This window comes from Mesorhizobium sp. M0408, assembly GCF_040321495.1.
Lineage (GTDB): Bacteria > Pseudomonadota > Alphaproteobacteria > Rhizobiales > Rhizobiaceae > Mesorhizobium.
This window is the reverse complement of record NZ_JAMYRO010000019.1, coordinates 137428-161011: the sequence shown is the minus strand read 5'-3', so window position 1 is coordinate 161011 and position 23584 is coordinate 137428. Positions and strand designations below refer to the sequence as shown.

23 protein-coding genes are annotated in these 23584 nt (G+C 62.4%); 16 read left to right on the top strand and 7 right to left on the bottom strand.

Translation table 11 applies throughout. The annotated features are described in order from the left end of the window. Positions 1-277 precede the first annotated feature (277 nt). Positions 278-1531, bottom strand: a complete 1254-nt coding sequence (gene tyrS, locus NKI67_RS22695) for a tyrosine--tRNA ligase (protein WP_352646845.1) — start codon at positions 1529-1531, stop codon at positions 278-280. Positions 1532-1916: 385 nt separating this feature from the next. On the opposite strand from tyrS, the gene NKI67_RS22690 reads away from it, so the two are divergent. Further along, positions 1917-2645 carry a glycosyltransferase family 2 protein gene (locus NKI67_RS22690; protein WP_352646843.1) on the top strand — a complete coding sequence of 243 codons (729 nt, stop codon included), beginning with the start codon at positions 1917-1919 and terminating at the stop codon, positions 2643-2645. Further along, the gene (locus NKI67_RS22685; protein WP_023674681.1) at positions 2638-2970 is read left to right on the top strand and encodes a lipid-A-disaccharide synthase N-terminal domain-containing protein; all 333 of its coding nucleotides are present in this window, start codon (positions 2638-2640) and stop codon (positions 2968-2970) included. The genes NKI67_RS22690 and NKI67_RS22685 overlap by 8 nt, the downstream gene beginning before the upstream one ends. A gap of 40 nt (positions 2971-3010) precedes the next feature. Here NKI67_RS22685 and NKI67_RS22680 read toward each other — a convergent pair whose 3' ends face one another. Together NKI67_RS22680 and NKI67_RS22675 are read right to left on the bottom strand one after the other, a co-directional pair. Further along, positions 3011-3661 carry an FMN-binding negative transcriptional regulator gene (locus tag NKI67_RS22680; RefSeq protein ID WP_352646841.1) on the bottom strand — a complete coding sequence of 217 codons (651 nt, stop codon included), beginning with the start codon at positions 3659-3661 and terminating at the stop codon, positions 3011-3013. Positions 3662-3667: 6 nt separating this feature from the next. Further along, entirely contained in the window at positions 3668-4342 is a 675-nt protein-coding gene (locus tag NKI67_RS22675; protein WP_023674683.1) for an alpha/beta hydrolase, read from the bottom strand. A 273-nt stretch (positions 4343-4615) separates the two neighbouring features. Between NKI67_RS22675 and NKI67_RS22670 the strand changes: the two genes are divergently transcribed. From NKI67_RS22670 to sufA, 8 genes are all read left to right on the top strand, one after another. Beyond that, a complete protein-coding gene (locus NKI67_RS22670) occupies positions 4616-5794 on the top strand; it encodes a cysteine desulfurase family protein (RefSeq protein ID WP_352646839.1) in 1179 nt (392 codons plus the stop codon). 188 nt (positions 5795-5982) lie between these two features. Then, positions 5983-7500 (top strand): Fe-S cluster assembly protein SufB, encoded by a 1518-nt coding sequence (gene sufB, locus NKI67_RS22665; RefSeq protein ID WP_352458429.1) that lies wholly within the window; start codon positions 5983-5985, stop codon positions 7498-7500. Further along, positions 7497-7913, top strand: a complete 417-nt coding sequence (locus NKI67_RS22660; protein ID WP_352570847.1) for a hypothetical protein — start codon at positions 7497-7499, stop codon at positions 7911-7913. Before sufB ends, NKI67_RS22660 begins: the two co-directional genes overlap by 4 nt. After that, positions 7906-8661 carry a Fe-S cluster assembly ATPase SufC gene (sufC, locus tag NKI67_RS22655; RefSeq protein WP_352458427.1) on the top strand — a complete coding sequence of 252 codons (756 nt, stop codon included), beginning with the start codon at positions 7906-7908 and terminating at the stop codon, positions 8659-8661. The genes NKI67_RS22660 and sufC overlap by 8 nt, the downstream gene beginning before the upstream one ends. A 43-nt stretch (positions 8662-8704) precedes the next feature. Continuing rightward, positions 8705-9973 carry a Fe-S cluster assembly protein SufD gene (sufD, locus tag NKI67_RS22650; RefSeq protein WP_352458426.1) on the top strand — a complete coding sequence of 423 codons (1269 nt, stop codon included), beginning with the start codon at positions 8705-8707 and terminating at the stop codon, positions 9971-9973. A gap of 191 nt (positions 9974-10164) precedes the next feature. Continuing rightward, positions 10165-11406, top strand: a complete 1242-nt coding sequence (locus tag NKI67_RS22645) for a cysteine desulfurase (protein ID WP_352458425.1) — start codon at positions 10165-10167, stop codon at positions 11404-11406. Between the two features lie 5 nt (positions 11407-11411). Next, the gene (locus tag NKI67_RS22640) at positions 11412-11807 is read left to right on the top strand and encodes an SUF system Fe-S cluster assembly protein (protein WP_352458424.1); all 396 of its coding nucleotides are present in this window, start codon (positions 11412-11414) and stop codon (positions 11805-11807) included. A 109-nt stretch (positions 11808-11916) separates the two neighbouring features. Beyond that, on the top strand, positions 11917-12297 hold the full coding sequence (gene sufA, locus NKI67_RS22635) for a Fe-S cluster assembly scaffold SufA (protein ID WP_006206001.1): 381 nt from the start codon (positions 11917-11919) through the stop codon (positions 12295-12297). Between the two features lie 163 nt (positions 12298-12460). Here sufA and NKI67_RS22630 read toward each other — a convergent pair whose 3' ends face one another. Continuing rightward, on the bottom strand, positions 12461-12958 hold the full coding sequence (locus NKI67_RS22630; RefSeq protein ID WP_352458423.1) for a GFA family protein: 498 nt from the start codon (positions 12956-12958) through the stop codon (positions 12461-12463). Between the two features lie 90 nt (positions 12959-13048). On the opposite strand from NKI67_RS22630, the gene NKI67_RS22625 reads away from it, so the two are divergent. Further along, the gene (locus tag NKI67_RS22625) at positions 13049-13372 is read left to right on the top strand and encodes a TfoX/Sxy family protein (RefSeq protein ID WP_023717364.1); all 324 of its coding nucleotides are present in this window, start codon (positions 13049-13051) and stop codon (positions 13370-13372) included. Between the two features lie 34 nt (positions 13373-13406). Here NKI67_RS22625 and NKI67_RS22620 read toward each other — a convergent pair whose 3' ends face one another. Then, positions 13407-14339, bottom strand: a complete 933-nt coding sequence (locus NKI67_RS22620) for a PfkB family carbohydrate kinase (RefSeq protein ID WP_352458422.1) — start codon at positions 14337-14339, stop codon at positions 13407-13409. Positions 14340-14616: 277 nt separating this feature from the next. On the opposite strand from NKI67_RS22620, the gene recA reads away from it, so the two are divergent. The 3 genes from recA to NKI67_RS22605 all read left to right on the top strand — a co-directional run bounded on the left by recA (position 14617) and on the right by NKI67_RS22605 (position 19499). After that, complete coding sequence (gene recA / locus NKI67_RS22615; RefSeq protein ID WP_023674696.1) at positions 14617-15714, top strand: recombinase RecA; 1098 nt, start codon at positions 14617-14619, stop codon at positions 15712-15714. 259 nt (positions 15715-15973) lie between these two features. Continuing rightward, on the top strand, positions 15974-18640 hold the full coding sequence (gene alaS, locus NKI67_RS22610; protein WP_352458438.1) for an alanine--tRNA ligase: 2667 nt from the start codon (positions 15974-15976) through the stop codon (positions 18638-18640). A 64-nt stretch (positions 18641-18704) separates the two neighbouring features. Next, complete coding sequence (locus NKI67_RS22605) at positions 18705-19499, top strand: PhzF family phenazine biosynthesis protein (RefSeq protein WP_352458421.1); 795 nt, start codon at positions 18705-18707, stop codon at positions 19497-19499. 201 nt (positions 19500-19700) lie between these two features. Here the strand turns inward: NKI67_RS22605 and NKI67_RS22600 are convergent, their stop codons facing one another. Beyond that, positions 19701-20327 (bottom strand): glutathione S-transferase family protein, encoded by a 627-nt coding sequence (locus NKI67_RS22600; RefSeq protein WP_352457793.1) that lies wholly within the window; start codon positions 20325-20327, stop codon positions 19701-19703. Positions 20328-20338: 11 nt separating this feature from the next. Beyond that, the gene (locus tag NKI67_RS22595) at positions 20339-21550 is read right to left on the bottom strand and encodes an NADP-dependent isocitrate dehydrogenase (RefSeq protein WP_352457792.1); all 1212 of its coding nucleotides are present in this window, start codon (positions 21548-21550) and stop codon (positions 20339-20341) included. A gap of 206 nt (positions 21551-21756) precedes the next feature. Here NKI67_RS22595 and NKI67_RS22590 point away from each other — a divergent pair, with 206 nt between their 5' ends. Both NKI67_RS22590 and NKI67_RS22585 read left to right on the top strand, forming a co-directional pair. After that, a complete protein-coding gene (locus NKI67_RS22590) occupies positions 21757-22623 on the top strand; it encodes an RNA methyltransferase (RefSeq protein ID WP_352646834.1) in 867 nt (288 codons plus the stop codon). Positions 22624-22742: 119 nt separating this feature from the next. Further along, positions 22743-23495, top strand: a complete 753-nt coding sequence (locus NKI67_RS22585; protein ID WP_352646832.1) for a hypothetical protein — start codon at positions 22743-22745, stop codon at positions 23493-23495. The last annotated feature ends 89 nt before the right edge of the window (positions 23496-23584 follow it).

Here is a 23584-nt window from a genome sequence, read left to right as displayed (position 1 = left end):
CGATCTTCGAGTATCGCTGAGGCGGGCAGGACTAGGTATAAAGCGGCTCCGTAGCGATCCTTCGCGCCCCCCTCTGTCCTGCCGGACATCTCCCCCTCAAGGGGGGAGATTGGCTGTCACCGCCGCTTTCGCTAGTGGCCACCGTTGCAGAAGTGAACGGCGCGCCGAAGCTGCCAATCTCCCCCCTTGAGGGGGAGATGTCCGGCAGGACAGAGGGGGGCGCTGTCCGGGGCGCTGTCCCGGGCGCTGTCCCGCCGGCGTCAACAGCAGCGTGGCGTCAAACCGGCCGCACCAGAACGTGTTTCTTCTTGCCGAGCGACAGTTTCGCGACGTTTCCCGGCCCAAGGTCCTGCAGCGTCACCATCCTGCGATCGTCGGAAACTGGCTGGTCGTTGAGGCGCACGGCGCCGCCCTGGATATGCCGCCGTGCCTCGCCGTTGGACACAGCCAGCCCGGCGGTGACGAACAGCGACAATATGCCGACGCCGGCTTCAAGATCGGCCCTGCCCACCTCGACGGTTGGCAGTGTTTCGGCCAGCGCCCCTTCTTCGAACGTCTTACGCGCCGTTTCGCTGGCCTCCTCTGCCGCCTCGCGGCCATGCAGCATGGCGGTGATTTCGGTGGCGAGGATCTTCTTGGCTTCGTTGATCTCCGAGCCGCCGAGCCGTTCGAGGCGTGCGACCTCGGCGAGTGGCAGGGTCGTGTAGAGCTTCAGGAAACGGCCAACGTCGGCATCCTCGGTATTGCGCCAGTATTGCCAGAACTCGTACGGGCTCAGCATCTCCGCATCGAGCCAGACCGCGCCCGAGGCCGACTTGCCCATCTTGGCGCCGGAGGAGGTGGTGAGCAGCGGCGTCGTCAGCGCATAAAGCTGCGCGCCTTCCATGCGATGGCCGAGATCGATGCCGTTGACGATGTTGCCCCACTGGTCGGAGCCGCCCATCTGCAGCCGGCAGCCGAGGCGCTTGTAGAGCTCGACGAAGTCGTAGGCCTGCAGGATCATGTAGTTGAATTCCAGGAACGACAGCGACTGCTCGCGCTCCAGCCGGAGCTTGACCGAATCGAAGGCCAGCATGCGGTTGACCGAAAAATGCCGGCCGACATCGCGCAGGAAATTGACGTAGTTGATGTCCATCAGCCAGTCGGCATTGTTGATCATGATGGCGTCGTCCGGGCCGCTGCCAAATTTGAGGTAGGGTGTGAAGTTGCGGCGGATGCCGGCGAGATTGTCCTCTATATCCTGCGGCGTCAAAAGCTTGCGCGCCTCGTCCTTGAACGACGGATCGCCGATCATCGAGGTGCCGCCGCCCATCAGCGCGATCGGCCGGTGGCCGGTCTGCTGAAGCCAGTAAAGCATCATGATCTGGATCAGCGACCCGGCATGCAGGCTTCTGGCGGTTGCGTCGAAGCCGATATAGGCGCTCACCGTTTCCGTGGCGAAAAGCTGGTCGAGGCCGGCATCGTCCGAGGTCTGGTGGATGAAACCGCGCTCGCTCATCGTGCGCAGGAAATCGGATTTGAAGGCGGACATTTTCTTTCCCGAAAAGCTTCCGGCCGAACGCGGCTCGGCTATGCATGAAGGCGGGCGTTTAGCACTCAAGCGCGATCAGCAAAAGTGGAATCCGGTTTTGCGACACCCTCTTGCCTTCTCCCCTTGTGGGAGAAGGTGGATTGGCGCGCAGCGCCAAGACGGTTGAAGGGTGCTGGACGGAGTGCAGGTGATGCCAAGCTGGAACACCCCTCATCCGACCGCGCTTCGCGCGGCCACCTTCTCCCACAAGGGGAGAAGGGAGAACCCCAAGCGTGCGGCCTGCTTGCGTCATCGTTTCGGCTGGCGTAATGAGGCGCCGCCAACGGGTCTCATCCGCTGGACCGCACGGCATCGATCGAATGCCATATCCTATGACAGAGTCGAGATGCCGGAGATATCCATCGTCATTCCTTGCCGGAACGAGGCGGCGAACCTGCCGCTTCTGCTCGACGAGATCGGCGCCGCGATGGCCGGGCGCGACTTCGAGGTCATCGTCGTCGACGATGGCTCGACCGACGACACGCCTTCGGTGCTCGCCGCCCAGGCAGCGCTTCGCCGGTTTCCGCTGCGCCATCTCAGGCATGCGAAATCCGCTGGCCAGTCGCTCTCGGTGCGTTCGGGCGCCTGGGCGGCGCGCGGCGATATCGTCGCCACCATCGACGGCGACGGCCAGAACGACCCCGGCTATATCCCAGTGTTGATTGACGCGCTGCGGCAGGCTGGTCCAGATGTCGGGGCCGCGCAGGGACAGCGTCTGAAGCGCCGCGACAGCAAGATCAAGCAGCTGGCGTCGCGTTTCGCCAACGGACTGAGAAAGGCCATCCTGCACGACGAGACGCGGGATACCGGCTGCGGCCTCAAGGCGATCCATACCGACATTTTGAGGAAATTGCCGTTCTTCGACGGCACCCACCGCTTTGTTCCGGCGCTGGTCATCCAGGAGGGCTACCGCGTCGTCCATTGCGACGTCGTCGACCGCTCCCGCCGTCACGGCAAATCGAATTACGGCATCTTCGATCGCGGCCTGCAGGGCGTGCTTGATCTTGCCGGCGTCTGGTGGCTGCGCCGCAGGCGCCGCAGAATGCCCAAAGTAGAGGAAATCAGGCATGGGTAACGTGCTTCAGGAATTGGCGACCTGGCTTCACGATGTTTTCGTCAAGCAATTCGATGCCTGGGTACTGCTCGGCTTCGTCGCCCAGTTCTTCTTCACCATGCGCTTTCTGGTGCAGTGGGTGGCGTCGGAAAAGGCCAAGCGCAGCGTCGTGCCGATCGCCTTCTGGTTCTTTTCGCTGTTCGGCGGCGGCCTGCTGCTGATCTACGCGATCCAGCGTCAGGATCCGGTGTTCATCGCCGGCCAGGCCATGGGCCTGTTGATCTATATCCGCAATCTCTGGCTGATCGCCAACGAGCGCAAGGCGGCGATGACCAAGGTCGATTGAGCCCGCCGCCGGCCTGAACCGGTCGAGCAAGCAATCCAGATTACTTGCCGTCCAGCCCGCCGTAAGACCTTACCAACCGGACCATGTCGGCCGAATCGGCAGTCTCGCTCTCGAGCCCCTCGGCGACACCGACGCGGTCGGCGGCCGGGCGGTTCTGGCTGACTTTCCATTTGCCGCTGATTTCGGTGATTTCGATCTCCAGGCCGACGATGCCTTTGATCTGCGACTGGATGAAGGGTGCCGGCGCGTCGGTCACCGCCCACGGCGCCGAGCGGCTGCCCTCCTGCGACATCGTCAGATCGGAAATCTGCTCGGCCAGCCAATCCTGGTTTTCGATCACCGTGACGATGCCGCGCACCTGGACGATGGCGTAGTTCCAGGTCGGTACCACCTTGCCGGTTTCACGCTTGGTCTCGTACCAGGACGGCGTCACATATGCATCGGCGCCCTGGAAGACGACCAGCACCCGCGCCAGGGGATTGTCGGCCAAAAGCCGCCATTGCGGATTGGCTTTGGCCAAATGGGCGCGAAGCCTGCCGTTCGGCGGCACATCCGCGTCTAGAAGAAAGGGAATCGCGTTGGCGACCGGCCCCTCGACGCCGTTCGACACCAGCAGGCCAAGCGGATGCGCCCGGATCAGCCCGTGCAGGACGTCCGGCCGTGTTTCCTGGAAGTGAGGCGGTTGGTACATCGCCGATTATCTCAGCCGCTTCGGCCGTGGGTCGGACAGTTCCCCGGCCAGCCGGCGATCCAGATAGTCCGCGCATTCCTCGATCAGAAGCTCCGCATGGTTGGCAAAGAAATGGTTGGCGCCGGGCAGGGTCTTCTGGGTGATGGTAATGCCCTTTTGCGTGTGCAGCTTGTCGACCAGGCCCTGCACGTCCTTGGGCGGCGCGACCTTGTCGGCGTCCCCATGGATGATCAGGCCGGACGACGGGCATGGCGCCAGGAACGAGAAATCATAGGTATTGGGCTGCGGCGCGACCGAGATGAAGCCCTCGATCTCCGGCCGGCGCATCAGAAGCTGCATGCCGATCCACGAGCCGAACGAATAGCCGGCAACCCAGCAACTCTTGGAATCCGGATGCAGCGACTGCACCCAGTCGAGCGCCGCGGCGGCGTCGGACAATTCGCCGGTGCCGTGGTCGAACTCGCCCTGGCTGCGGCCGATGCCGCGGAAATTGAAGCGCAGCGTGGTGAAATTGCGCTTCTGGAACATGTAGAAGAGGTCGTAGACGATCTTGTTGTTCATCGTCCCGCCGAACTGGGGGTGCGGGTGCAGGACGATGGCAATCGGCGCGCTCTTTTCCTTCGAGGGCTGATAACGACCCTCCAGGCGGCCGGCCGGACCGGTGAAAATGACCTCAGGCATGAAATACTCCACTTGGTATAAATTTGCGCGGCGCCCGGAACAACTCTTCCTCTGGCCCCAGTCTTCCCTAGGCCCCAGTCTTCCCTAGGCCTTGACGCAGGGCGAGCGTCTTTCTAGAAGCTAGTTTAGAATTGTTCAAAACTGGGCGGCCAAAAATTGTGGCTCGGCCACCCGCGCCGCAAGCCGCGTAAATAGGACGTCTTGCCTTGCAATTTCAAGGAAATAACGCGCTATCTTCGCGGAACGGCTTTTGAAGGGACCAGTTGGACGGAAATGGCCGGAGCACGCGCCTACCTCGACTACAACGCCAGCGCGCCGCTGCTTGCCTCGGCGCGCGCGGCGGTGGTGGCTGCGCTCGACGTTGCCGCCAACCCGTCCTCGGTTCATGCCGAGGGCCGCGCTGCACGGCGGCTGATCGAGAACGCCAGGCGCGACGTGGCGCGACTGGTCAACGCCAGGGCCGAGCATGTCGTATTCACCTCCGGCGCGACGGAAGCGGCCTCGACGCTGCTGACGCCGGACTGGCAGATGGGGCGCGGCGCTGTCCGCATGAGCCGGCTCCATGTGTCCGAGGCCGATCATCCTTGCCTGCTGAACGGCGGGCGTTTCCCAGCGGCGCAGGTGACACGGATCGGCGTCGACGCCGACGGCGTCGTCAGGCTCGACGTTTTGGCCGAGGCTCTCGCCCAGCATGACAAGGCCGAAGGCTTGCCGCTGGTGGCCATCCACGCTGCCAACAATGAAACCGGCGTGATCCAGCCGGTTGGCCGCATTGCCGAAATCGTCAAGGCGGCGGGTGGCATCCTGGTTGTCGATGCCGTGCAGGCGGCCGGCCGCATTCCGCTCGATATGTCAGCGGGTTACGCAGATTATCTGATTCTCTCCTCGCACAAGATCGGCGGCCCCAAGGGGGTCGGCGCCATTGTCGCGGCGTCGGACCTGATGATGCCAAAGCCGCTGGTCAGCGGCGGTGGCCAGGAAAAAGGCCATCGCGGCGGCACCGAAAACCTAGCGGCGATTGCCGGGTTTGGCGCGGCGGCGCGAGAGGCGTCTGCCGGCTTGCAAACGATCGAAACGGTGCGGCAGCGTCGCGACGAAATCGAGGCGATCGTGAAAACGCTTGTTCCGGACGCCGAAATCTTCGGGACCGGCGCGCCAAGGCTTGCCAACACCACGTTCTTCGCTATTGCCGGCATCAAGGCCGAGACGGCGCAGATTGCCTTCGACCTGGCCGGTGTGGCGCTCTCGGCTGGATCGGCCTGTTCGTCGGGCAAAGTAGGGCCGAGTCACGTGCTGAAAGCCATGGGTTATGGCGACAGCCTCGGCGCGTTGCGCGTGTCCATCGGCCACGCGACCAGCGCTGAAGACATTGAGCTGTTCCGTTCGGCGCTGGCGACGATCGTCGCGCGCCAAGCCGGTAAGGAAAAGGCAAGCAGGGAACGAGCCGCCTGAGCGCGGCAGACGAAATGTAGGGCCTTGCGGCCTGGTAGAGCCGTGCGTTCGCATTTGGCCGGGTGAATTTCCGGCATGAACGCACTATATGAAACTTACGCCGCCTCCGGTGCCTGATGGGCGCTCGTTTGCGGTGCCATAGTTTGAAAACTGCCGGGCCTTGACCCCGGCGTGGATGGAGAACGCTGATGCCTGCTGTGCAGGAGACGATCGATCGAGTTCGAAAGATCGATGTCGACCAGTATAAATACGGATTCCAGACCGAAATCGCGATGGACAAGGCCCCCAAGGGCCTGAGCGAAGACATTATCCGCTTCATTTCGGCGAAGAAGGACGAGCCGTCCTGGATGCTGGAATGGCGCCTGGAAGCCTATCGCCGCTGGCTGACGCTGGACGAGCCGAAATGGGCGCGCGTCCACTATCCCAAAATCGATTTCCAGGACCTCCACTATTACGCCGCGCCCAAGAGCACGCCCGGGCCGACTTCGCTCAGCGAGGTCGATCCCGAACTGCTGAAGGTCTATGAGAAGCTCGGCATTCCGCTCAGGGAACAGGAAATCCTCGCCGGCGTGCAGAAGACCGATGCGTCGGAGCTCGAGGAAGCCAGCGACAACGTCTACAAGTCGGGCCGCGTCGCCGTCGATGCGGTGTTCGATTCCGTCTCTGTCGTCACCACTTTCAAGAAGGAACTGGCGCAGGCCGGCGTCATCTTCTGCTCGATCTCGGAAGCCATCCGCGAGCATCCGGAACTGGTGAAGAAATATCTCGGTTCTGTCGTGCCGACCTCCGACAATTTCTACGCAACGCTGAATTCGGCCGTGTTCACCGACGGTTCGTTCGTCTTCGTGCCCAAGGGCGTGCGCTGCCCGATGGAACTGTCGACCTATTTCCGCATGAACGAGAAGAACACCGGCCAGTTCGAGCGCACGCTGATCATCGCCGAGGAGGGGGCTTACGTCTCCTATCTCGAAGGCTGCACGGCGCCGCAGCGCGACGAGAATCAGCTTCATGCCGCGGTGGTCGAGCTGATCGCGCTCGACGATGCCGAGATCAAATATTCGACGGTGCAGAACTGGTATCCCGGCGACGCCGAAGGCAAGGGCGGCATCTACAATTTCGTCACCAAGCGCGGCGACTGCCGCGGCCATCGCTCGAAGATTTCGTGGACGCAGGTCGAGACCGGTTCGGCCATCACCTGGAAATATCCGAGCTGCATCCTGCGCGGCGACGATTCCAGCGGCGAGTTCTATTCGATTGCCGTGTCGAACGGTTATCAGCAGGTCGACAGCGGCACCAAGATGATCCATCTCGGCAGGAACACGTCGAGCCGCATCATCTCCAAGGGCATTGCCGCCGGCTTCTCGCAGAACACCTATCGCGGCCAGGTCTCGGCGCACCGCAAGGCGACCAACGCCCGCAACTTCACCAATTGCGATTCCCTGCTGATCGGCGATCAGTGCGGCGCACACACCGTGCCCTACATGGAAGCCAAGAATTCGACCGCGCAGTTCGAGCACGAGGCCACCACCTCGAAGATTTCCGAGGACCAGAAGTTCTATGTCATGCAGCGCGGCATTCCGGAAGAAGAGGCGATCGCGCTGATCGTCAACGGCTTCGTCAAGGACGTCATCCAGCAACTGCCGATGGAGTTCGCGGTCGAGGCGCAGAAACTGATCGGGATCAGCCTCGAGGGGAGCGTTGGGTGAGTGACGATGAGGCAGAGGACGGTCCGCCGTTGGTCGCACGCGTTCACCAGTTTGACAGGCATTCTGGTGAGCTACCCGACAACTATCGGGCCGACCTCGATGAGCAGATTTGCGGAGAATTGGCAACGTCGCTCGGGAACTACCTTCGAAGCTTTGCTGCCGAAAGGAAAGTTGGCGTCAGGATCGAAGTCGAAGCCAACCGAATTAGCGCTGGGCGCGAAGACGGCACGGAGTTGATGATCACCGTCTACGGCCCTGAGATTTTTGAAATCACCAGGTGGCCGAATCCCGCCGACGCCGTCGAGGACGGAAGTATGCGATTTGACTTGGCACCTGAACTTGAAAGCGACGTCGCCGTTGCCCTAGCTCGGCGATATGTAGTTAACGGAACGATAGAGCAAGAGAATGCTTGAAATCAGAAACCTCCATGCCCGTATCGTCGACGACGGCACCGAGATCATTCGCGGCCTGAATCTTTCGGTGAAGGCCGGTGAGGTCGCCGCCATCATGGGGCCGAACGGCTCGGGAAAATCGACGCTGTCCTATATCCTTGCCGGGCGCGAGGATTATGAGGTCACCGAGGGCGATATCCTCTACAACGGCCAGTCGATCCTCGAAATGGATCCGGCCGAGCGCGCCACCGCCGGCATCTTTCTCGCCTTCCAGTATCCGATGGAGATACCGGGCGTGGCGACGATGGAATTCCTGAAAGTGGCGATGAACGAGCAGCGCAAGGCGCGCGGCCAGGAACCGCTGAAGATCCCGGAATTTCTCAAGCGCGTGAAGGAAGCGGCGGCCTCGCTCAACATGGACATGGCGATGCTGAAGCGGCCGCTCAATGTCGGCTTCTCCGGCGGCGAGAAGAAGCGTGCCGAGATCCTGCAGATGAAGCTGCTCGAGCCAAAGCTCTGCGTGCTCGACGAGACCGATTCCGGTCTCGATATCGACGCGCTGAAGATCGTCGCGGACGGCGTCAACACGCTGCGCTCGCCGGACCGGGCCATCGTCGTCATCACCCATTACCAGCGCCTGCTCCAATACATCGTGCCGGATACGGTGCACGTGCTCTACAGGGGTCAGGTGATCAAGTCGGGCGACAAGTCGCTGGCGCTCGACCTCGAGGCCAATGGCTATGCCGGCGTGATCGGGCAAGCCGCGTGAGATGCCAGCAGGCCCGGAAGGCAAGCCAAATAAGGCGATACTGATGAATATGCACACGACACCCCAGCGAACATTGGCCGAAACGGCGCTGATCGACGCCTTTGGCGAGCGGCTGTCGCTGCTGCCCGGCGACGGCGCGGTGATGCTGAAGCGCGACGACGCCATCGAGGCGATCAAGGGCGGCCTGCCGACGCGGCGCATCGAATCCTGGCACTATACGGACCTGCGCCGGCTGCTGACCTCGGTGCCGGACTTCGATCCGGCAGCGGTTGCGAAAGCCATTGCGCCGATCGTCGAAGGCTCCTCGGTTTTGCCGGTGCTGAACGGCGTTTCGAGCGCCAAGCTCGCTAGCATCGAGGGCGTTGTCGTGCAGCGCCTGTCGGAGAAGCTGACCGACGGCAGCGCAGCACCTGGGCTCGATTCTTATGGCAGCGACGACGCCATCGGCGCGCTCAACACCGCCTTTGTCGCCGACGGCTATTTCGTCGACATCGCCGACGGCGCCCAACTGGAAAAGCCGCTTGAGCTGCAGAATCTGCAGGGCGGGGGACAGACGCATGTGCGGCTGCTGACGCGCGCCGGCGCCGGCGCCAAGGCTGTTATCGTCGAGCGCCAGGCAGGCGAGGGGGCGGCGCTGGTCAGCGCGGTCAGCCAGCTTGTGCTTGGCGAGGGCGCCGAAGTGACATGGCTCATCGTGCAGGAGCAACCGGATACGGCGACGCACCTTGCCCAGTTCAAGGCGCATCTCGGCAAGAATTCGAAGCTGACGCTGTTCGTCATGAATGCCGGCGGCAAGCTTGTGCGCCAGGAGGTCGTTGTGAAGACGACCGGCGAGGGCGCCGAATTCACGCTGCGCGGCATCAATCTGCTCGCCGGCGACACCCATACCGACGTCACCATGGTGCTCGACCACGCCGTGCCGCATACCGCATCGACCGAAGTCTTCCGAAACGTGGTGACCGGCAAGGCGCGCGGCGTCTTCCAAGGCCGCATCAACGTCCACCAATATGCGCAGAAGACCAACGCCAAGATGGCCTGCAACACGCTGCTGTTGTCGGACGACGGGGAGTTCTCGACCAAGCCGGAGCTCGAAATCTTCGCCGACGACGTCGTCTGCGGCCATGGCGCGACCGTCACCGAGATCGACCACAGCCATCTGTTTTACCTGATGGCGCGCGGCGTCGACGAGAAGACCGCGCGCGGCCTGCTGGTCAAGGCCTTCGTCGCCGAGGTAATCGAGGAACTGGACGACGAGGCCATCGTCGAGGCGCTGGAAGCGAGACTCGACAACTGGTTCGTGGCGCACGGATAAAGTGGATGAGGGCCTGGCGCTTCGGCCAGCACCCCTCATCCGACCGAGCTTCGCTCGGCCACCTTCTCCCACAAGGGGAGAAGGAAACGCGCCTCTCCTTCTCCCCTTGTGGGAGAAGGTGGATTGGCGCGAAGCGCCAAGACGGATGAGGGGTGTTGGAAGGAACGCGGCAGCGCGGCAAGGACTTCGAGATGGACCAGAAAGTCGAAAACATCCCCTATGACGTCGAGGCGATCCGCCGCGACTTCCCGATCCTGTCGCGGCAAGTCTACGGCAAACCGCTGGTCTATCTCGACAATGGCGCCTCGGCGCAGAAGCCGCAGGCGGTGCTCGACGCCATCCAGCACGCCTATTCCCAGGAATACGCCAACGTCCATCGCGGCCTGCATTTCCTGTCCAATGCCGCGACCGACGCCTATGAGAGGGCTCGCGAGACGGTGCGCCGTTTCCTCAATGCGCCGAGCACCGACAATATCGTCTTCACCTCGAACACCACGGCGGCGATCAACACGGTCGCCTATGGTTTCGGCATGCCGAACATCGGCGAAGGCGACGAGATCGTGCTCTCGATCATGGAGCATCATTCCAACATCGTGCCGTGGCATTTCATCCGCGAGCGGCAGGGCGCCAAGCTGGTCTGGGTGCCGGTCGATGATCTCGGCGTCTTCCATATCGAGGAATTCGAGAAGCGGCTGACCGACCGCACCAGGCTGGTTGCCATCACCCATATGTCGAACGCGCTGGGCACGGTGACGCCGATCAAGGAGATCGTGCGCATCGCGCATGCCCGCGGCATTCCGGTGCTGGTCGACGGCAGCCAGAGCGCCGTGCATATGCCGATCGACGTGCAGGACCTCGACTGCGATTTCTTCGTCTTCACCGGCCATAAGGTCTATGGCCCGTCGGGCATCGGCGTGCTCTACGGCAAGAAGGATATTCTGGAGCGCATGCGCCCGTTCATGGGCGGCGGCGAGATGATCGAGGAGGTGACGCAAGACATCGTCACCTACAACGACCCGCCGCACCGTTTCGAGGCCGGCACGCCGCCGATCGTGCAGGCGATCGGACTTGGTGCGGCGCTCGAATACATGGAAAAGATCGGACGTGAGCGCATCGCCGCGCACGAGGCCGATCTGAAGGATTATGCGCATCAAAAACTGCGCGCCATCAACTCGCTGCGCATCTTCGGCGATGCGCCCGGCAAGGGCGCAATCATCTCGTTCGAGCTGCAGGGCATCCACGCGCACGACGTGTCGATGGTCATCGACCGGCAGGGCGTGGCGGTGCGCGCCGGCACCCATTGCGCCCAGCCGCTGTTGAAACGCTTCGGCGTAACATCCACATGCAGGGCATCGTTCGGCATGTATAATACCAGGGCTGAAGTCGATGCTTTGGCCGATGCGCTGGAAAAGGCGCGAAAGTTCTTCGGGTGACGATCATGGATGATGCCAGCCACACCGCCGAAAGCACGGCACTGGATATGACCACCAATGCGGCGGTTTCCGGGTCAACGATTCCCGCCGACGAACTGGCGCGGCTGACCGACGACATCGTCTCGGCGCTGAAGACGGTCTATGACCCGGAAATCCCGGCCGACATCTATGAGCTCGGCCTGGTCTACAAGATCGACATCGAGGACGACCGCTCGGTCAAGATCGACATGACGCTGACCGCGCCGGGCTGCCCGGTGGCTGGCGAAATGCCGGGCTGGGTCGAAAACGCCGTCGGCGCCGTCGAAGGCGTCTCCGGCGTCGAGGTCAACATGACCTTCGACCCGCCCTGGTCGCCCGACCGCATGTCGGAAGAGGCGCAGGTGGCGGTTGGGTGGTACTAGCATCCGACCAGCCAGAGGCTGGCGCACTTGCGCCGGGTACAAAACTTCACCATTTTAGGTGAGGAATCATTCGGCAGGCCTTGAACCTGCGCGCATGGAGAAGGAAAACATGGGACGCTTCGCCGTCATCACGATGACCGAAAAGGCCGCCGACCGGGTTCGCGAGATCGTTGCGACCCGTGAGAATGCGCATGGCATTCGCCTTGGCATCAAGAAGGGCGGCTGCGCCGGCATGGAATATACGGTCGATCTGGTGACCGAACCCAATACCAAGGACGACCATATCGAGCGTGACGGCGCCCATGTCTATGTCGCGCCGGAGGCGGCCCTTTTCCTGTTCGGCACCGAGATGGATTTCGAGCAGACGACGCTGCGCACCGGCTTCACCTTCCGCAATCCGAACCAGAGCTCGGCCTGCGGCTGCGGCGAATCGGTCGAATTGAAGCCGGCTGATCTGAAGGCACTGGCCGAAGCACGCGCTTCGGCCTGAGAATTTTCTTTTCCTTAGTAGGATTTCGCGAGACCCCCTCATCCGGCCGCTTCGCGGCCACCTTCTCCCCGAGGGGAGAAGAGGTCGCGAACGGTTGAGCCAGTCTCTTCTCCCCAGCGGGGAGAAGGTGGCCCGAAGGGCCGGATGAGGGGGACTGCCGAAGCTAATCCACCCACATCCCCGTTCGCTTGTGCCAGTCTGCGATCGACTCCTCCGGGTAGACGTCGAACACCTTGTCACCCTTGCCGATGTCGGGCTCGACCCAGTTCGCCTTGTATTTCAGCATCAGATGCACCTTCTCCGGCGGTTTCGGCAGGTCTGTGTCGATCGCCGAGGCAAACGGATGCACCAGCTCCGGCCAGGTCGGATCGTAGAGCCAGAGTGCCGTCCCGCATTTCGTGCAGAAGTTCCGCTCGCCCGTCGAGGTCTCGCGTTGCGGGTGCTCGTCGTCCTCGATCTCGGCGCGGTAGACGCCGAGATGGCGCTTGCCCTGGATTTTCAGCGTTTCGTAATCGGCGCCGAGATTGATGGCAAAACCGCCGCCGCCCTGCTGCTTGCGGCAGATCGAGCAGTAGCACAGCATGAACGGCACCGGCGTGTGGCTTTCCACCTCGAAACGCACGGCATTGCACCGGCAGGACCCTTTGAGCAGAAGCGGCATGAAAAACTCCGAGGAAATTGATTCTGAACTTGTCAGGATGGTGCCGGTTGCGTCGATGACAAGGGGAAATCCGGGTGACATGATCGCCGCATGGACAACGAGCGCATAGAAGAGCTTTTCGAAGGCCTCGGCCCGGTCAGCATCCGCAAGCTGTTCGGCGGCAAGGGCATCTATTTCGACGGCGTCATCGTCGCCATCGTCATCCGTGGCGAATTGATGCTGAAGGCCGACGCCGAAAGCGCCCCGGATTTCGAAGCGGCCGGCTGCCGGCAATGGACCTATACCGGCTCGCGCCACGGCAAGCTCGTGTCGATGCCCTATTGGAGCGTTCCCGACAGCGCCTTCGACGATCCCGACGAGATGGCGATCTGGGCACGCCGCGCCTACGAGGCAGGACGGCGCGCCGGCAAATAGGCTGCGTCATGCTTCGGCAATTCCGGGCCGCACTTCATGCCAGGTCCCGCGCCTCGGGCACGAGCGCCAGCGCTTCGGCAAAGCCAGCGCTGGTGAAGGCGGCACTCTCGACGACGAGCATAGCTGCGGCAATGCCTTCGCGCAGTGCCGCGCGTAGCGTCAGGCCGCGCAGCAGGGCAGCGATCGTGGCGCCTGCCAATGCGTCGCCGGCGCCGGCAGTATCGGTCCGCTTTTGTAGCGGCGGTGGCGAGATCGAGAACGCGCTCAATTCGTCGAAACCGAGCACTGGTTCGTCGCCGGCGGTGATCACGCCGCTTTTCAGCCCGGCGCGTATTAGGCCGTCGACGATGCCTTGATCGTCAGCATCGATGCCGACGTCGGCGAGCACGCCGGCCTCCTGCCGGTTCATGAAGGCCAGCGCCAGACGGTCGAGCACCGGCATCAGCCGCGCCGCCTTATTGGGCGAGACCGCAAGCGCAAACACCGGCTTGTCGGCGGCGAGTGCCGCCAGCCGCCCCAGCGCGGTCGACGGCAGGTTGGCGTCGCACAGCACCGCGTCGGCCGAACCGATCGCTTCCCGCACCTTGGCGCGGCGGATCTGCTTGGGAAGCGCCAGCTCGTAGAGCACCATGTCGGCAAGGCCGGCGATCAGCCCGCCGTCGCTATCGATCAGCATCGTATGGCTTGGCGTTGCTCGGTCGAGGAACACCGCCGACAGGTCGGCAATGCCGGCCTCGGTGACGGCGCGTAAAACCGTGTCGCCAAGGGCATCGCCGCCGCGCACCGAAAGCAGCGAGGCCGAGGCGCCGCGTCGCACCGCACAGCGCAAGGCGTTGAAGACGGCACCGCCGACATGCTCGCGCATCGTGCCGGGGTTGGAAGCGGCCGGCACGAAGGCGCCGGCAACCCGGCCGCGCCGCTCGATATAGGCGCCGCCCACGGCCAGGATCGTCGGGGATTTGATCATGCCGTCAAAATGCCCTTTAGCTGTTGCCCGGGGGAGACTAGGTCGCCGGGCGGAACCCTGCAATCGCGGGTCCGATTCGGTTGGTGACGGCAACGGCGCCGCATGCGAGGCGAGACACATCGGAAGCAATAATTGCGAAACAAAAATAGAACAAATAGGGATATGCGTTATTTTTCAAACCCTTGGTGCTCATTGACAAATGAGAACAAATGAGGTACATTCTTTTAAGGATTGCGGGATTGTCCGGCCTCCATTGACGACCACGGGGTGATGTATCATGGCTCAGAATTCTTTGCGGCTTGTAGAGGACAAAGCGGTGGACAAATCAAAGGCTCTGGATGCGGCGCTGTCGCAAATCGAGCGTGCCTTCGGCAAGGGCTCGATCATGCGGCTCGGCGCGAACGAGCAGGTCGTCGAGATCGAAACGGTGCCGACCGGCTCGCTTGGGCTGGACATCGCGCTTGGCGTCGGCGGTCTGCCGCGCGGCCGCATCGTCGAGATCTACGGGCCGGAAAGCTCGGGCAAGACGACGCTGGCGCTGCACACGGTGGCCGAAGCCCAGAAGAAGGGCGGCATCTGCGCCTTCGTCGATGCCGAGCACGCGCTCGACCCGGTCTATGCCCGCAAGCTCGGCGTCGATCTCGAAAACCTTTTGATCTCGCAGCCCGATACCGGCGAGCAGGCGCTGGAGATCTGCGACACGCTGGTGCGCTCCGGCGCCATCGACGTGCTGGTGGTCGATTCGGTGGCGGCGTTGACGCCGCGGGCGGAAATCGAAGGCGAGATGGGCGATTCGCTGCCCGGCCTGCAGGCCCGCCTGATGAGCCAGGCACTGCGCAAGCTCACCGCCTCGATCTCGCGCTCCAACACCATGGTCATCTTCATCAACCAGATCCGCATGAAGATCGGCGTCATGTTCGGTTCGCCCGAGACGACGACCGGCGGCAATGCGTTGAAATTCTATGCCTCGGTCCGCCTCGACATCCGCCGCATCGGCTCGGTCAAGGATCGCGACGAGGTCGTCGGCAACCAGACCCGCGTCAAGGTCGTCAAGAACAAGCTGGCGCCGCCCTTCAAGGTGGTCGAGTTCGACATCATGTATGGCGAGGGCGTCTCCAAGACCGGCGAGCTGGTCGATCTCGGCGTCAAGGCGGGCGTGGTCGAAAAGTCGGGCGCCTGGTTCTCCTACAATTCGCAGCGTCTTGGCCAGGGCCGCGAAAACGCAAAACTGTTCCTGCGCGACAATCCCGACACGGCGCGCGAGATCGAGCTGGCGCTACGGCAGAATGCCGGGCTGATCGCTGAGAAATTCCTTGAGAACGGCGGCTCCGAAAGCAGCGACGACGGTTTCGAGGACGACGCCGGGGTGATGTAGGGCAGGCGACGCCTCGCTGAGCCTCAGCCAGGTTTCGATTTGATGTTTTGATTTTGAGTTTGCGTAATCGATGCGTTTCGAACCGCCGGCCCAGGGCCGGCGGTTCGCGTTTGACGGCGAGGCAGACGCATTTCAAGGCGCTGGTGAAAGCCGGGATTTGAGCCCATTTGGTGTTTCTGGACAGGCTGCGGTGCGACCGCTAAAAGGCCATGTCTATTTTCCGCCGGCAGCCGGCGGTTCTCTCGAAAAGGCAGTATTCATGAGTGGCGTCAACGAGATCCGGTCGGCATTTCTCGACTATTTTCGCAAGGAAGGTCACGAGGTCGTCGCGTCAAGCCCGCTGGTGCCGCGCAACGACCCGACGCTGATGTTCACCAATGCCGGCATGGTGCAGTTCAAGAACGTTTTCACCGGTCTGGAGAAGCGGCCGTATTCGCGCGCCACGACTGCCCAGAAGAGTGTTCGCGCCGGCGGCAAGCACAACGACCTCGACAATGTCGGCTACACCGCGCGCCACCTGACCTTCTTCGAGATGCTCGGCAATTTCTCCTTCGGCGACTATTTCAAGGAGCGGGCCATAGAGCTTGCCTGGAACCTGATCACCAGGGAGTTCGGGCTGAAGAAGGACAAGCTGCTGGTCACCGTCTACCACACCGACGACGAGGCGGCCTCGTACTGGAAGAAGATCGCCGGCCTTTCGGACGATCGCATCATCCGCATCGCGACTTCGGACAATTTCTGGGCAATGGGCGACACTGGACCTTGCGGGCCGTGTTCGGAGATATTCATCGACCGTGGCGAGCATATCTGGGGCGGCCCTCCCGGCAGCCCCGAGGAGGATGGCGACCGTTTCCTTGAATTCTGGAACCTGGTGTTCATGCAGTACGAACAGGTGACGAAGGAGGAGCGCGTCGACCTGCCGCGTCCGTCGATCGACACAGGCATGGGCCTCGAGCGCATGGCATCCATCCTGCAAGGGGTTGAAAGCGTCTTCGAAACCGACCTGTTCCGCCACCTGATCGACGCTGCGTCGTCGGCGCTTGGCAAAGGTCCGGATGCGGACGCCGTCGCATCGTTGCGCGTCATCGCCGATCACCTGCGTTCGTCCTGCTTCCTGGTCGCCGACGGCGTGCTGCCGTCCAACGAAGGACGCGGCTACGTGCTTCGTCGCATCATGCGCCGCGCTATGCGCCACGCGCAGTTGCTCGGCGCCCGCGATCCGCTGATGTGGCGCCTGGTGCCGGCACTGGTCCGCGAGATGGGCCAAGCCTACCCGGAACTGGTGCGCGGCGAACAGATGATCACCGAAACGCTGAAGCTGGAAGAGACGCGCTTCCGCAAGACGCTGGTGCGCGGCTTGGGCTTGCTTTCGGAGGCGACGGAAAAGCTGGCCTCCGGCGACATGCTGGATGGCGAGACAGCGTTCAAGCTCTACGACACCTATGGCTTTCCGCTCGATCTGACGCAGGACGCGCTGCGCCAGCGCAACATCTCGGTCAACCTTGCCGGCTTCACCGAGGCGATGGAGCGGCAGAAAGCGGAGGCGCGCAAAAGCTGGGCCGGCTCCGGCGACGTGGCGACCGAGACGGTATGGTTTCCGGTGCGCGAGAACGCCGGCGCCACCGAGTTCCTCGGCTATGAGACCGAGCAGGCGGAAGGCCTCATCCAAGCGCTGGTCAGGGGCGGCAAGACCGTCGACAGCGCCGGCAAAGGTGACGCCGTTGCCGTGGTTGTCAACCAGACGCCGTTCTATGGCGAGTCCGGTGGCCAGATGGGCGACACCGGCGTCATTTCGGGCGACGGGTTCTCGATCGAAATATCCGATACCCAGAAGAAGGCCGATGGGCTTTTCGTCCATCTCGGCAAGGTGGCTAACGGCACGGTCAAGACGGGCGCGACCGTCGAGCTGAAGGTGGACCACGCGCGTCGCTCCAGGCTGCGCGCGAACCATTCCGCCACGCATCTGATCCATGAGGCGCTGCGCGAGGTGCTGGGTACCCATGTGGCGCAGAAGGGCTCGCTGGTCGCGCCCGAGCGTCTGCGCTTCGACATTTCGCACAACAAGCCGATCTCGCCTGGCGAGCTCGAAGAGGTCGAGCGCATGGCAAACGAGATCGTCGTTCAGAACGGCCCTGTAACCACGCGGCTGATGTCTGTCGACGACGCCATTGCCGAAGGCGCCATGGCGCTGTTTGGCGAGAAATATGGCGATGAAGTGCGCGTCGTTTCGATGGGCACGGGCTTGCATGGCGCCAAGGCCAACCGGCCTTATTCGGTCGAGCTATGCGGCGGCACGCATGTCAGGGCGACCGGCGATATCGGCCTGGTGCGCATCGTGTCCGACAGCGCGGTCGCTGCCGGCGTGCGCCGCATCGAGGCGTTGACCGGCGAGGCGGCCAGAAAGCATCTCGACGAACAGGACAAGCGGTTGAAGGCGGCCGCCGCCGCGTTGAAGATTTCGCCGGCCGATGTGCCGGCCCGCGTCGAGGCGCTGCTGGACGAACGCAAGAAGCTCGAAAAGGAGCTGATCGAGGCGCGCAAGAAGCTGGCGCTGGGCGATCGCTCGCCAGCCGGTGTGCCTGCGGAAAACGAAACCATTGCCGGTGTCGGTTTTCTCGGCAAGGCGGTATCGGGCGTCTCGCCAAAGGATCTTAAGCCGTTGGCCGATGCCGGCAAGAAGTCGCTCGGCTCCGGCATCGTCGTCTTTGTCGGCGCCGGCGAGGACAACAAGGCGAGCGTCGTCGTCGCCGTCACCGATGATCTGGCCGGCCGCTTCAACGCCATCGATCTGGTGCGCGTCGCGTCCGCGGCATTGGGCGGGCAGGGCGGCGGCGGGCGACCCGATATGGCTCAGGCCGGCGGCCCGGACGCCTCGAAGGCCGAAGACGCGATCGCTGCGGTGAAAGCGGCTCTCGAAGCGGCGTGAACCTGCACCGGGGGCGGCACGGCCGAAATGGCGCGCCGCCCAGCGGATATCTTTGAGAGCCGATATGCCGACGCTGACGATGTATCAGGTCGATGCCTTTGCCGAACGGGCCTTCCAGGGTAACCCTGCCGCCGTTCTCCTTTTAGAGGAATGGCTGTCGGAGCAGGTAATGCAGGCCATCGCCAACGAAAACAATCTTGCTGAAACCGCGTTTGTGCGGCCGAATGGCAAAGGTTGGGATTTGCGCTGGTTCACGCCGGTCCATGAAGTCGACTTCTGCGGCCACGCCACTCTTGCGGCCGCCCATGTGCTGGCTACGGAATACAATGGTCAGGGCGAAATGGCCTTCGCCACCCGGGTCGGCGAGCTGCGGGTTTCCCGGTGGGAAGGGGGCTATCAGCTCGATCTGCCTTGTTTTCCGCCGCAGCCCATCGAGGAAGAGCTGAACTCGGCGCTGCAAGCGATATTGCCTCAGCGGCCGGTTGCGAGCTTCCGCAATTTCGAGAACCTGTTTGTCGAGCTTGCCGACGAGACAACCGTGCGATCTTTCGTTCCCGATCTGCTCAGGATCGGACGTTTTCATTCTCTCGGCCTGGTTATTACCGCGCCTGGGCGAGCCCACGATTTCGTCTCCCGTTACTTCGTGCCCGGGGCGGGCATTCCCGAGGATCCGGTTACCGGCTCCATTCATGCGACGCTGGTACCTTATTGGGCTGAAAAACTCGGCAAGACGCATCTGTCGGCATTCCAATGCTCGCAGCGCGGCGGGCATTTGCTATGCAAACTGGCCGGAGATCGCGTGCTGATCACAGGCCGTGCGAAGACCTTTATGAAGGCGGAGATCTACCTTCCCGATTAAGCGGCTTGGCTCCGGTTCCTCGCCCCCACGAAGTGGGGGAGAGGTGGCCGCGAAGCGGCCGGAGAGGGGGCCTGCGCAATCAAAAGGCGCTTTAGGAATGCGCCGATTTCCCCTCTCCGTCTCGGCTTCGCCGAGCCACCTCTCCCCGCAAGCGGGGCGAGGAACCCAGGTCGTGCGAAGTTGCCGCGCCTCGCGGCGGTTTCACCCTGCCTTTTCGGTTTTCGCAAAATTCGCGCGTTGAGTGATGCGCGCATACCAATCCCGAATCTCGGCAAACTCGGCCAGCAGGGCTTGTCCCTCGGCGACCTTGACGAAATAGCCGATGATCGGTGCGGCGTGCAGGTCGGCCAGCGTCAGGTCCGTCCCCAACAGCCAAGGCCCTTCGGCTTTCAGCGAAGAGAGCGCCTGCAATGCCGTTCTCGCCTGCCGCAACCCGTTGGCGATCACGGCTTCGTCGGGCGGCGTTTTTTCCAGCCGCTCGACAGCGACATCCCAGACCATGGTCCTGTAGGCGTAGGCGTCGAGCAGGCCGGTGATCTGGTTCAGGCGTGCTCGAGGCCGGGCTTCGACCGGTTGCAGCGCCGGGCCGCCAAAGGCTTCGTCGACATAACGGGCAATCGCGCCGGTCTCGTAGAGGCGAAAGCCGTCATGCTCGAAGGCCGGAATGCGGCCGAACGGCTGGTGCTCGAAATACCAGCCGGGAATGCCGTCCGCGGCAAAGACGTCGACGGGCACGAGCTCGTAGCCGACGCCCTTTTCCTCCAGCACCAGCCGCACGATGCGCACATAGACGCTGTAATCCGCGCCGTAGACGACGGGCTTGCCCATGTCGGTTGGGCTCAGGCCATCGCCTTCTGCAAATTCTCGTCGATCTTGTCGAGGAAGCCGGTGGTCGAAAGCCATGGCTGGTCGGGGCCGATCAGCAGCGACAGGTCCTTGGTCATGAAGCCGGACTCGACCGTCTGGATGCAGACCCTTTCCAGGGTCTCGGCAAAGCGCTTCAGTTCGGCATTGTCGTCGAGCTTGGCGCGATGAGCGAGGCCGCGCGTCCAGGCAAAGATCGAGGCGATCGAATTGGTCGAGGTCTCCTCGCCCTTCTGGTGCTGGCGATAGTGGCGGGTGACGGTGCCGTGCGCGGCTTCCGCCTCGACGGTCTTGCCGTCCGGCGTCATCAGCACCGAGGTCATCAGGCCGAGCGAGCCGAAGCCTTGCGCCACCGTGTCGGACTGCACGTCGCCGTCATAATTCTTGCAGGCCCAGACATAGCCACCCGACCATTTCAGGCTCGAGGCCACCATGTCGTCGATCAGCCGGTGCTCGTACCAGAGCTTCTTAGCTTTGAATTCTGTTTCGAACTCCGCCTCGTAGACCTCCTGGAAGATGTCCTTGAAGCGGCCGTCATAGGCTTTGAGGATGGTGTTCTTGGTCGAGAGGTAGACGGGGTAATTGCGCAGCAGGCCGTAGTTCAGGGAGGCGCGGGCGAATTCGCGGATCGATTCGTCGAGATTGTACATGGCCATGGCGACGCCGGCGCCGGGTGCGTCGAACACGTCGTGCTCGATCACCTGGCCGTCCTCGCCGACGAATTTGATCGTCAGCTTGCCCTTGCCGGGGAAGCGGAAGTCGGTGGCGCGGTACTGGTCGCCGAAGGCGTGGCGGCCGACGATGATCGGCTTGGTCCAGCCGGGCACCAGCCGCGGCACGTTCTTCATGATGATCGGCTCGCGAAAGATGGTGCCGCCGAGGATGTTGCGGATGGTGCCGTTCGGCGACTTCCACATCTTCTTCAGCTTGAATTCCTCGACGCGCTGCTCGTCGGGCGTGATCGTCGCGCATTTCACGCCGACGCCGTATTTCTTGATGGCATTGGCCGAATCGATGGTCACCTGGTCGTTGGTGGCGTCGCGGTGCTCGATGCCGAGGTCGTAATATTCGAGCTTGAGGTCGAGATAAGGGTGGATCAGCTTGTCCTTGATGAACTGCCAGATGATGCGGGTCATCTCGTCGCCGTCGAGTTCGACGACCGGGTTCGCCACCTTGATCTTCGCCATGGAAAGAATGCCTCGCTTTTGGGGAACGGAACGGCCTTGCCCGCACGGCTGCCGGCCCTGGGATGCGGCCCGTATATCAAAGGCTTTTTGGCCGCGCAAACGGCGAACCGCGCCGTAGTGCCGGCATTCCTTGCGAAAGCTTCATTTTCGCCGCCAAATGTGGCAGGGGACTGCGAAATGCCGCAAACAGCAGTTCACTGACAACCATGGCCGCTACCCAGGATCCCGACAACCCTCTTGCCTCCGGAACTCCAGCGTCCGGACCGGCGATCATCCTGGTCGAGCCGCAGCTCGGCGAGAATATAGGCATGGTTGCGCGCGCCATGGCCAATTTCGGCCTTTCCGAGCTGCGGCTCGTCAATCCGCGCGACGGCTGGCCGAGCGAGAAGGCGCGTGCCGCCGCAAGCCGCGCCGACCACGTCATCGATGCCGTCAAGGTGTTCGATGACCTGGCCTCGGCGATTGCCGATTTGAACTTCGTCTTCGCCACCACGGCGCGCGCGCGCGACAATTTCAAGCCGGTGCGCGGTCCGGTCGAGGCGGGCAGGGCGCTGCGCGCGCGGCAGCGGGCCGGCCAGCGCACCGGCATCCTGTTCGGCCGCGAGCGCTTCGGCCTCTATAATGACGAGGTCGGCCTTGCCGACGAGATCGTCACCTTCCCCGTCGATCCAGCCTTCTCCTCGCTCAACATCGCCCAGGCGGCCCTGCTGATGTCCTATGAATGGATGAAGTCCGGCCTGGAAGACGAGACCAGGACCAACTTCTCCGGCCCCGAAATGCCGCCGGCCACCAAGGACGAATTGCACGGCCTGTTTGTGTATCTGGAAGGTGCACTCGAGGCGCGCGGCTATTTCCGCCCGGCAGCGAAGAAGCCGAAGATGGTCGACAATTTGCGTGCAGTGCTGACCCGCGCCGGCTTTGCCGAGCCGGAGCTTAAGGTGCTGCGCGGCATAATATCATCGCTGGACAGGTTCTCGCCGGCCATGCCGCGCGGCGACGGATCGCCCGGCGACGATCCAAGACGGCTTCCGGCAGCGGCCCGGCGCGCTGGCAAGGCGACAGACAAAGACTAGGTGTTTGTTCCCAACGGGAGCGCATAAAAAGCAATTGCCATTGACTGCCAGGGCGGGTGTGCTTCTTCTTCTGCTGGCGACGCCCTTAATCAGTGAGAGAGATCGTGCCCAGAGCTATCTTGCCCGCGTTTGTCTTATTCTGTCTGTTATCTGAAATGTCTGCGGCGTCGGAATTTGAAAAGCCATCGGGCACACTTCCCGCACAGCAAGCCATTGAAAGATTGTTAACCAATTCCGTGCTCCGCGTCGGAATGCCTAGGCAAGAACTGGAGGAAGTTATCAGGTCACGCTATCCCGATTGGGAGCGTTCGGAAAAGAAACGAGCGCTCAACAACCGCAAGGACATGTCACTTTCACTGGAGGCTCGCTCTGCATATTTGCAGACCATCTCAATATCTCACGAAGAGAAAGAGCAGAACCTGATCTTCAGATATAGGTTTGCGTTGACGTCGCCGCTAACCGGCAGCCACGTCTACTCGATAGTATACGGAGTCGAGTCAAATACCTCGAACCTGATTTCAATAGACGACTGGGCCAACGGTTTGCATTCAAGATGGGGCGATGAGCATGGTGGCACGCGATCTGATGCGAAGGCACGTGCGACGTATTTCTTCGACACGGAATGGCGCTTAGTTGAGAATGCTGGGAACAAGTGCGCCCCGATATATCCGGCACTCTATCGCCTAGATGAAAAAACCGTCGGTGAGGTAGCTGCGGTATCAAGCCTTCTGGACGCAACGGGATGCACATTCAGTCGAGACAGCATTTTAGAGATCAAAGAAGGCGCAGTCGTTCAATCGACCTTCTACACCGTCGATTTTAGGCTTCAGGTGAACGACGTTTTGAAGCGGGTAGCATTTGGGCTTCAGTGAACAAAGCCGACTTTGTCAACGGCCCTAAGCTTCGAATCCCGCCACCTCACCAGTAACCGAATGTTATTCGATATGATCCATTGTCCGGC

Coding starts and splice junctions, on each gene's coding strand:
- tyrS (WP_352646845.1), bottom strand. CDS start 1,531: ATGTCCGCCTTCAAATCCGATTTCCTGCGCACGATGAGCGAGCGCGGT.
- NKI67_RS22690 (WP_352646843.1), top strand. CDS start 1,917: ATGCCGGAGATATCCATCGTCATTCCTTGCCGGAACGAGGCGGCGAAC.
- NKI67_RS22685 (WP_023674681.1), top strand. CDS start 2,638: ATGGGTAACGTGCTTCAGGAATTGGCGACCTGGCTTCACGATGTTTTC.
- NKI67_RS22680 (WP_352646841.1), bottom strand. CDS start 3,661: ATGTACCAACCGCCTCACTTCCAGGAAACACGGCCGGACGTCCTGCAC.
- NKI67_RS22675 (WP_023674683.1), bottom strand. CDS start 4,342: ATGCCTGAGGTCATTTTCACCGGTCCGGCCGGCCGCCTGGAGGGTCGT.
- NKI67_RS22670 (WP_352646839.1), top strand. CDS start 4,616: ATGGCCGGAGCACGCGCCTACCTCGACTACAACGCCAGCGCGCCGCTG.
- sufB (WP_352458429.1), top strand. CDS start 5,983: ATGCCTGCTGTGCAGGAGACGATCGATCGAGTTCGAAAGATCGATGTC.
- sufC (WP_352458427.1), top strand. CDS start 7,906: ATGCTTGAAATCAGAAACCTCCATGCCCGTATCGTCGACGACGGCACC.
- sufD (WP_352458426.1), top strand. CDS start 8,705: ATGAATATGCACACGACACCCCAGCGAACATTGGCCGAAACGGCGCTG.
- NKI67_RS22645 (WP_352458425.1), top strand. CDS start 10,165: ATGGACCAGAAAGTCGAAAACATCCCCTATGACGTCGAGGCGATCCGC.
- NKI67_RS22640 (WP_352458424.1), top strand. CDS start 11,412: ATGGATGATGCCAGCCACACCGCCGAAAGCACGGCACTGGATATGACC.
- sufA (WP_006206001.1), top strand. CDS start 11,917: ATGGGACGCTTCGCCGTCATCACGATGACCGAAAAGGCCGCCGACCGG.
- NKI67_RS22630 (WP_352458423.1), bottom strand. CDS start 12,958: ATGCCGCTTCTGCTCAAAGGGTCCTGCCGGTGCAATGCCGTGCGTTTC.
- NKI67_RS22625 (WP_023717364.1), top strand. CDS start 13,049: ATGGACAACGAGCGCATAGAAGAGCTTTTCGAAGGCCTCGGCCCGGTC.
- NKI67_RS22620 (WP_352458422.1), bottom strand. CDS start 14,339: ATGATCAAATCCCCGACGATCCTGGCCGTGGGCGGCGCCTATATCGAG.
- recA (WP_023674696.1), top strand. CDS start 14,617: ATGGCTCAGAATTCTTTGCGGCTTGTAGAGGACAAAGCGGTGGACAAA.
- alaS (WP_352458438.1), top strand. CDS start 15,974: ATGAGTGGCGTCAACGAGATCCGGTCGGCATTTCTCGACTATTTTCGC.
- NKI67_RS22605 (WP_352458421.1), top strand. CDS start 18,705: ATGCCGACGCTGACGATGTATCAGGTCGATGCCTTTGCCGAACGGGCC.
- NKI67_RS22600 (WP_352457793.1), bottom strand. CDS start 20,327: ATGGGCAAGCCCGTCGTCTACGGCGCGGATTACAGCGTCTATGTGCGC.
- NKI67_RS22595 (WP_352457792.1), bottom strand. CDS start 21,550: ATGGCGAAGATCAAGGTGGCGAACCCGGTCGTCGAACTCGACGGCGAC.
- NKI67_RS22590 (WP_352646834.1), top strand. CDS start 21,757: ATGGCCGCTACCCAGGATCCCGACAACCCTCTTGCCTCCGGAACTCCA.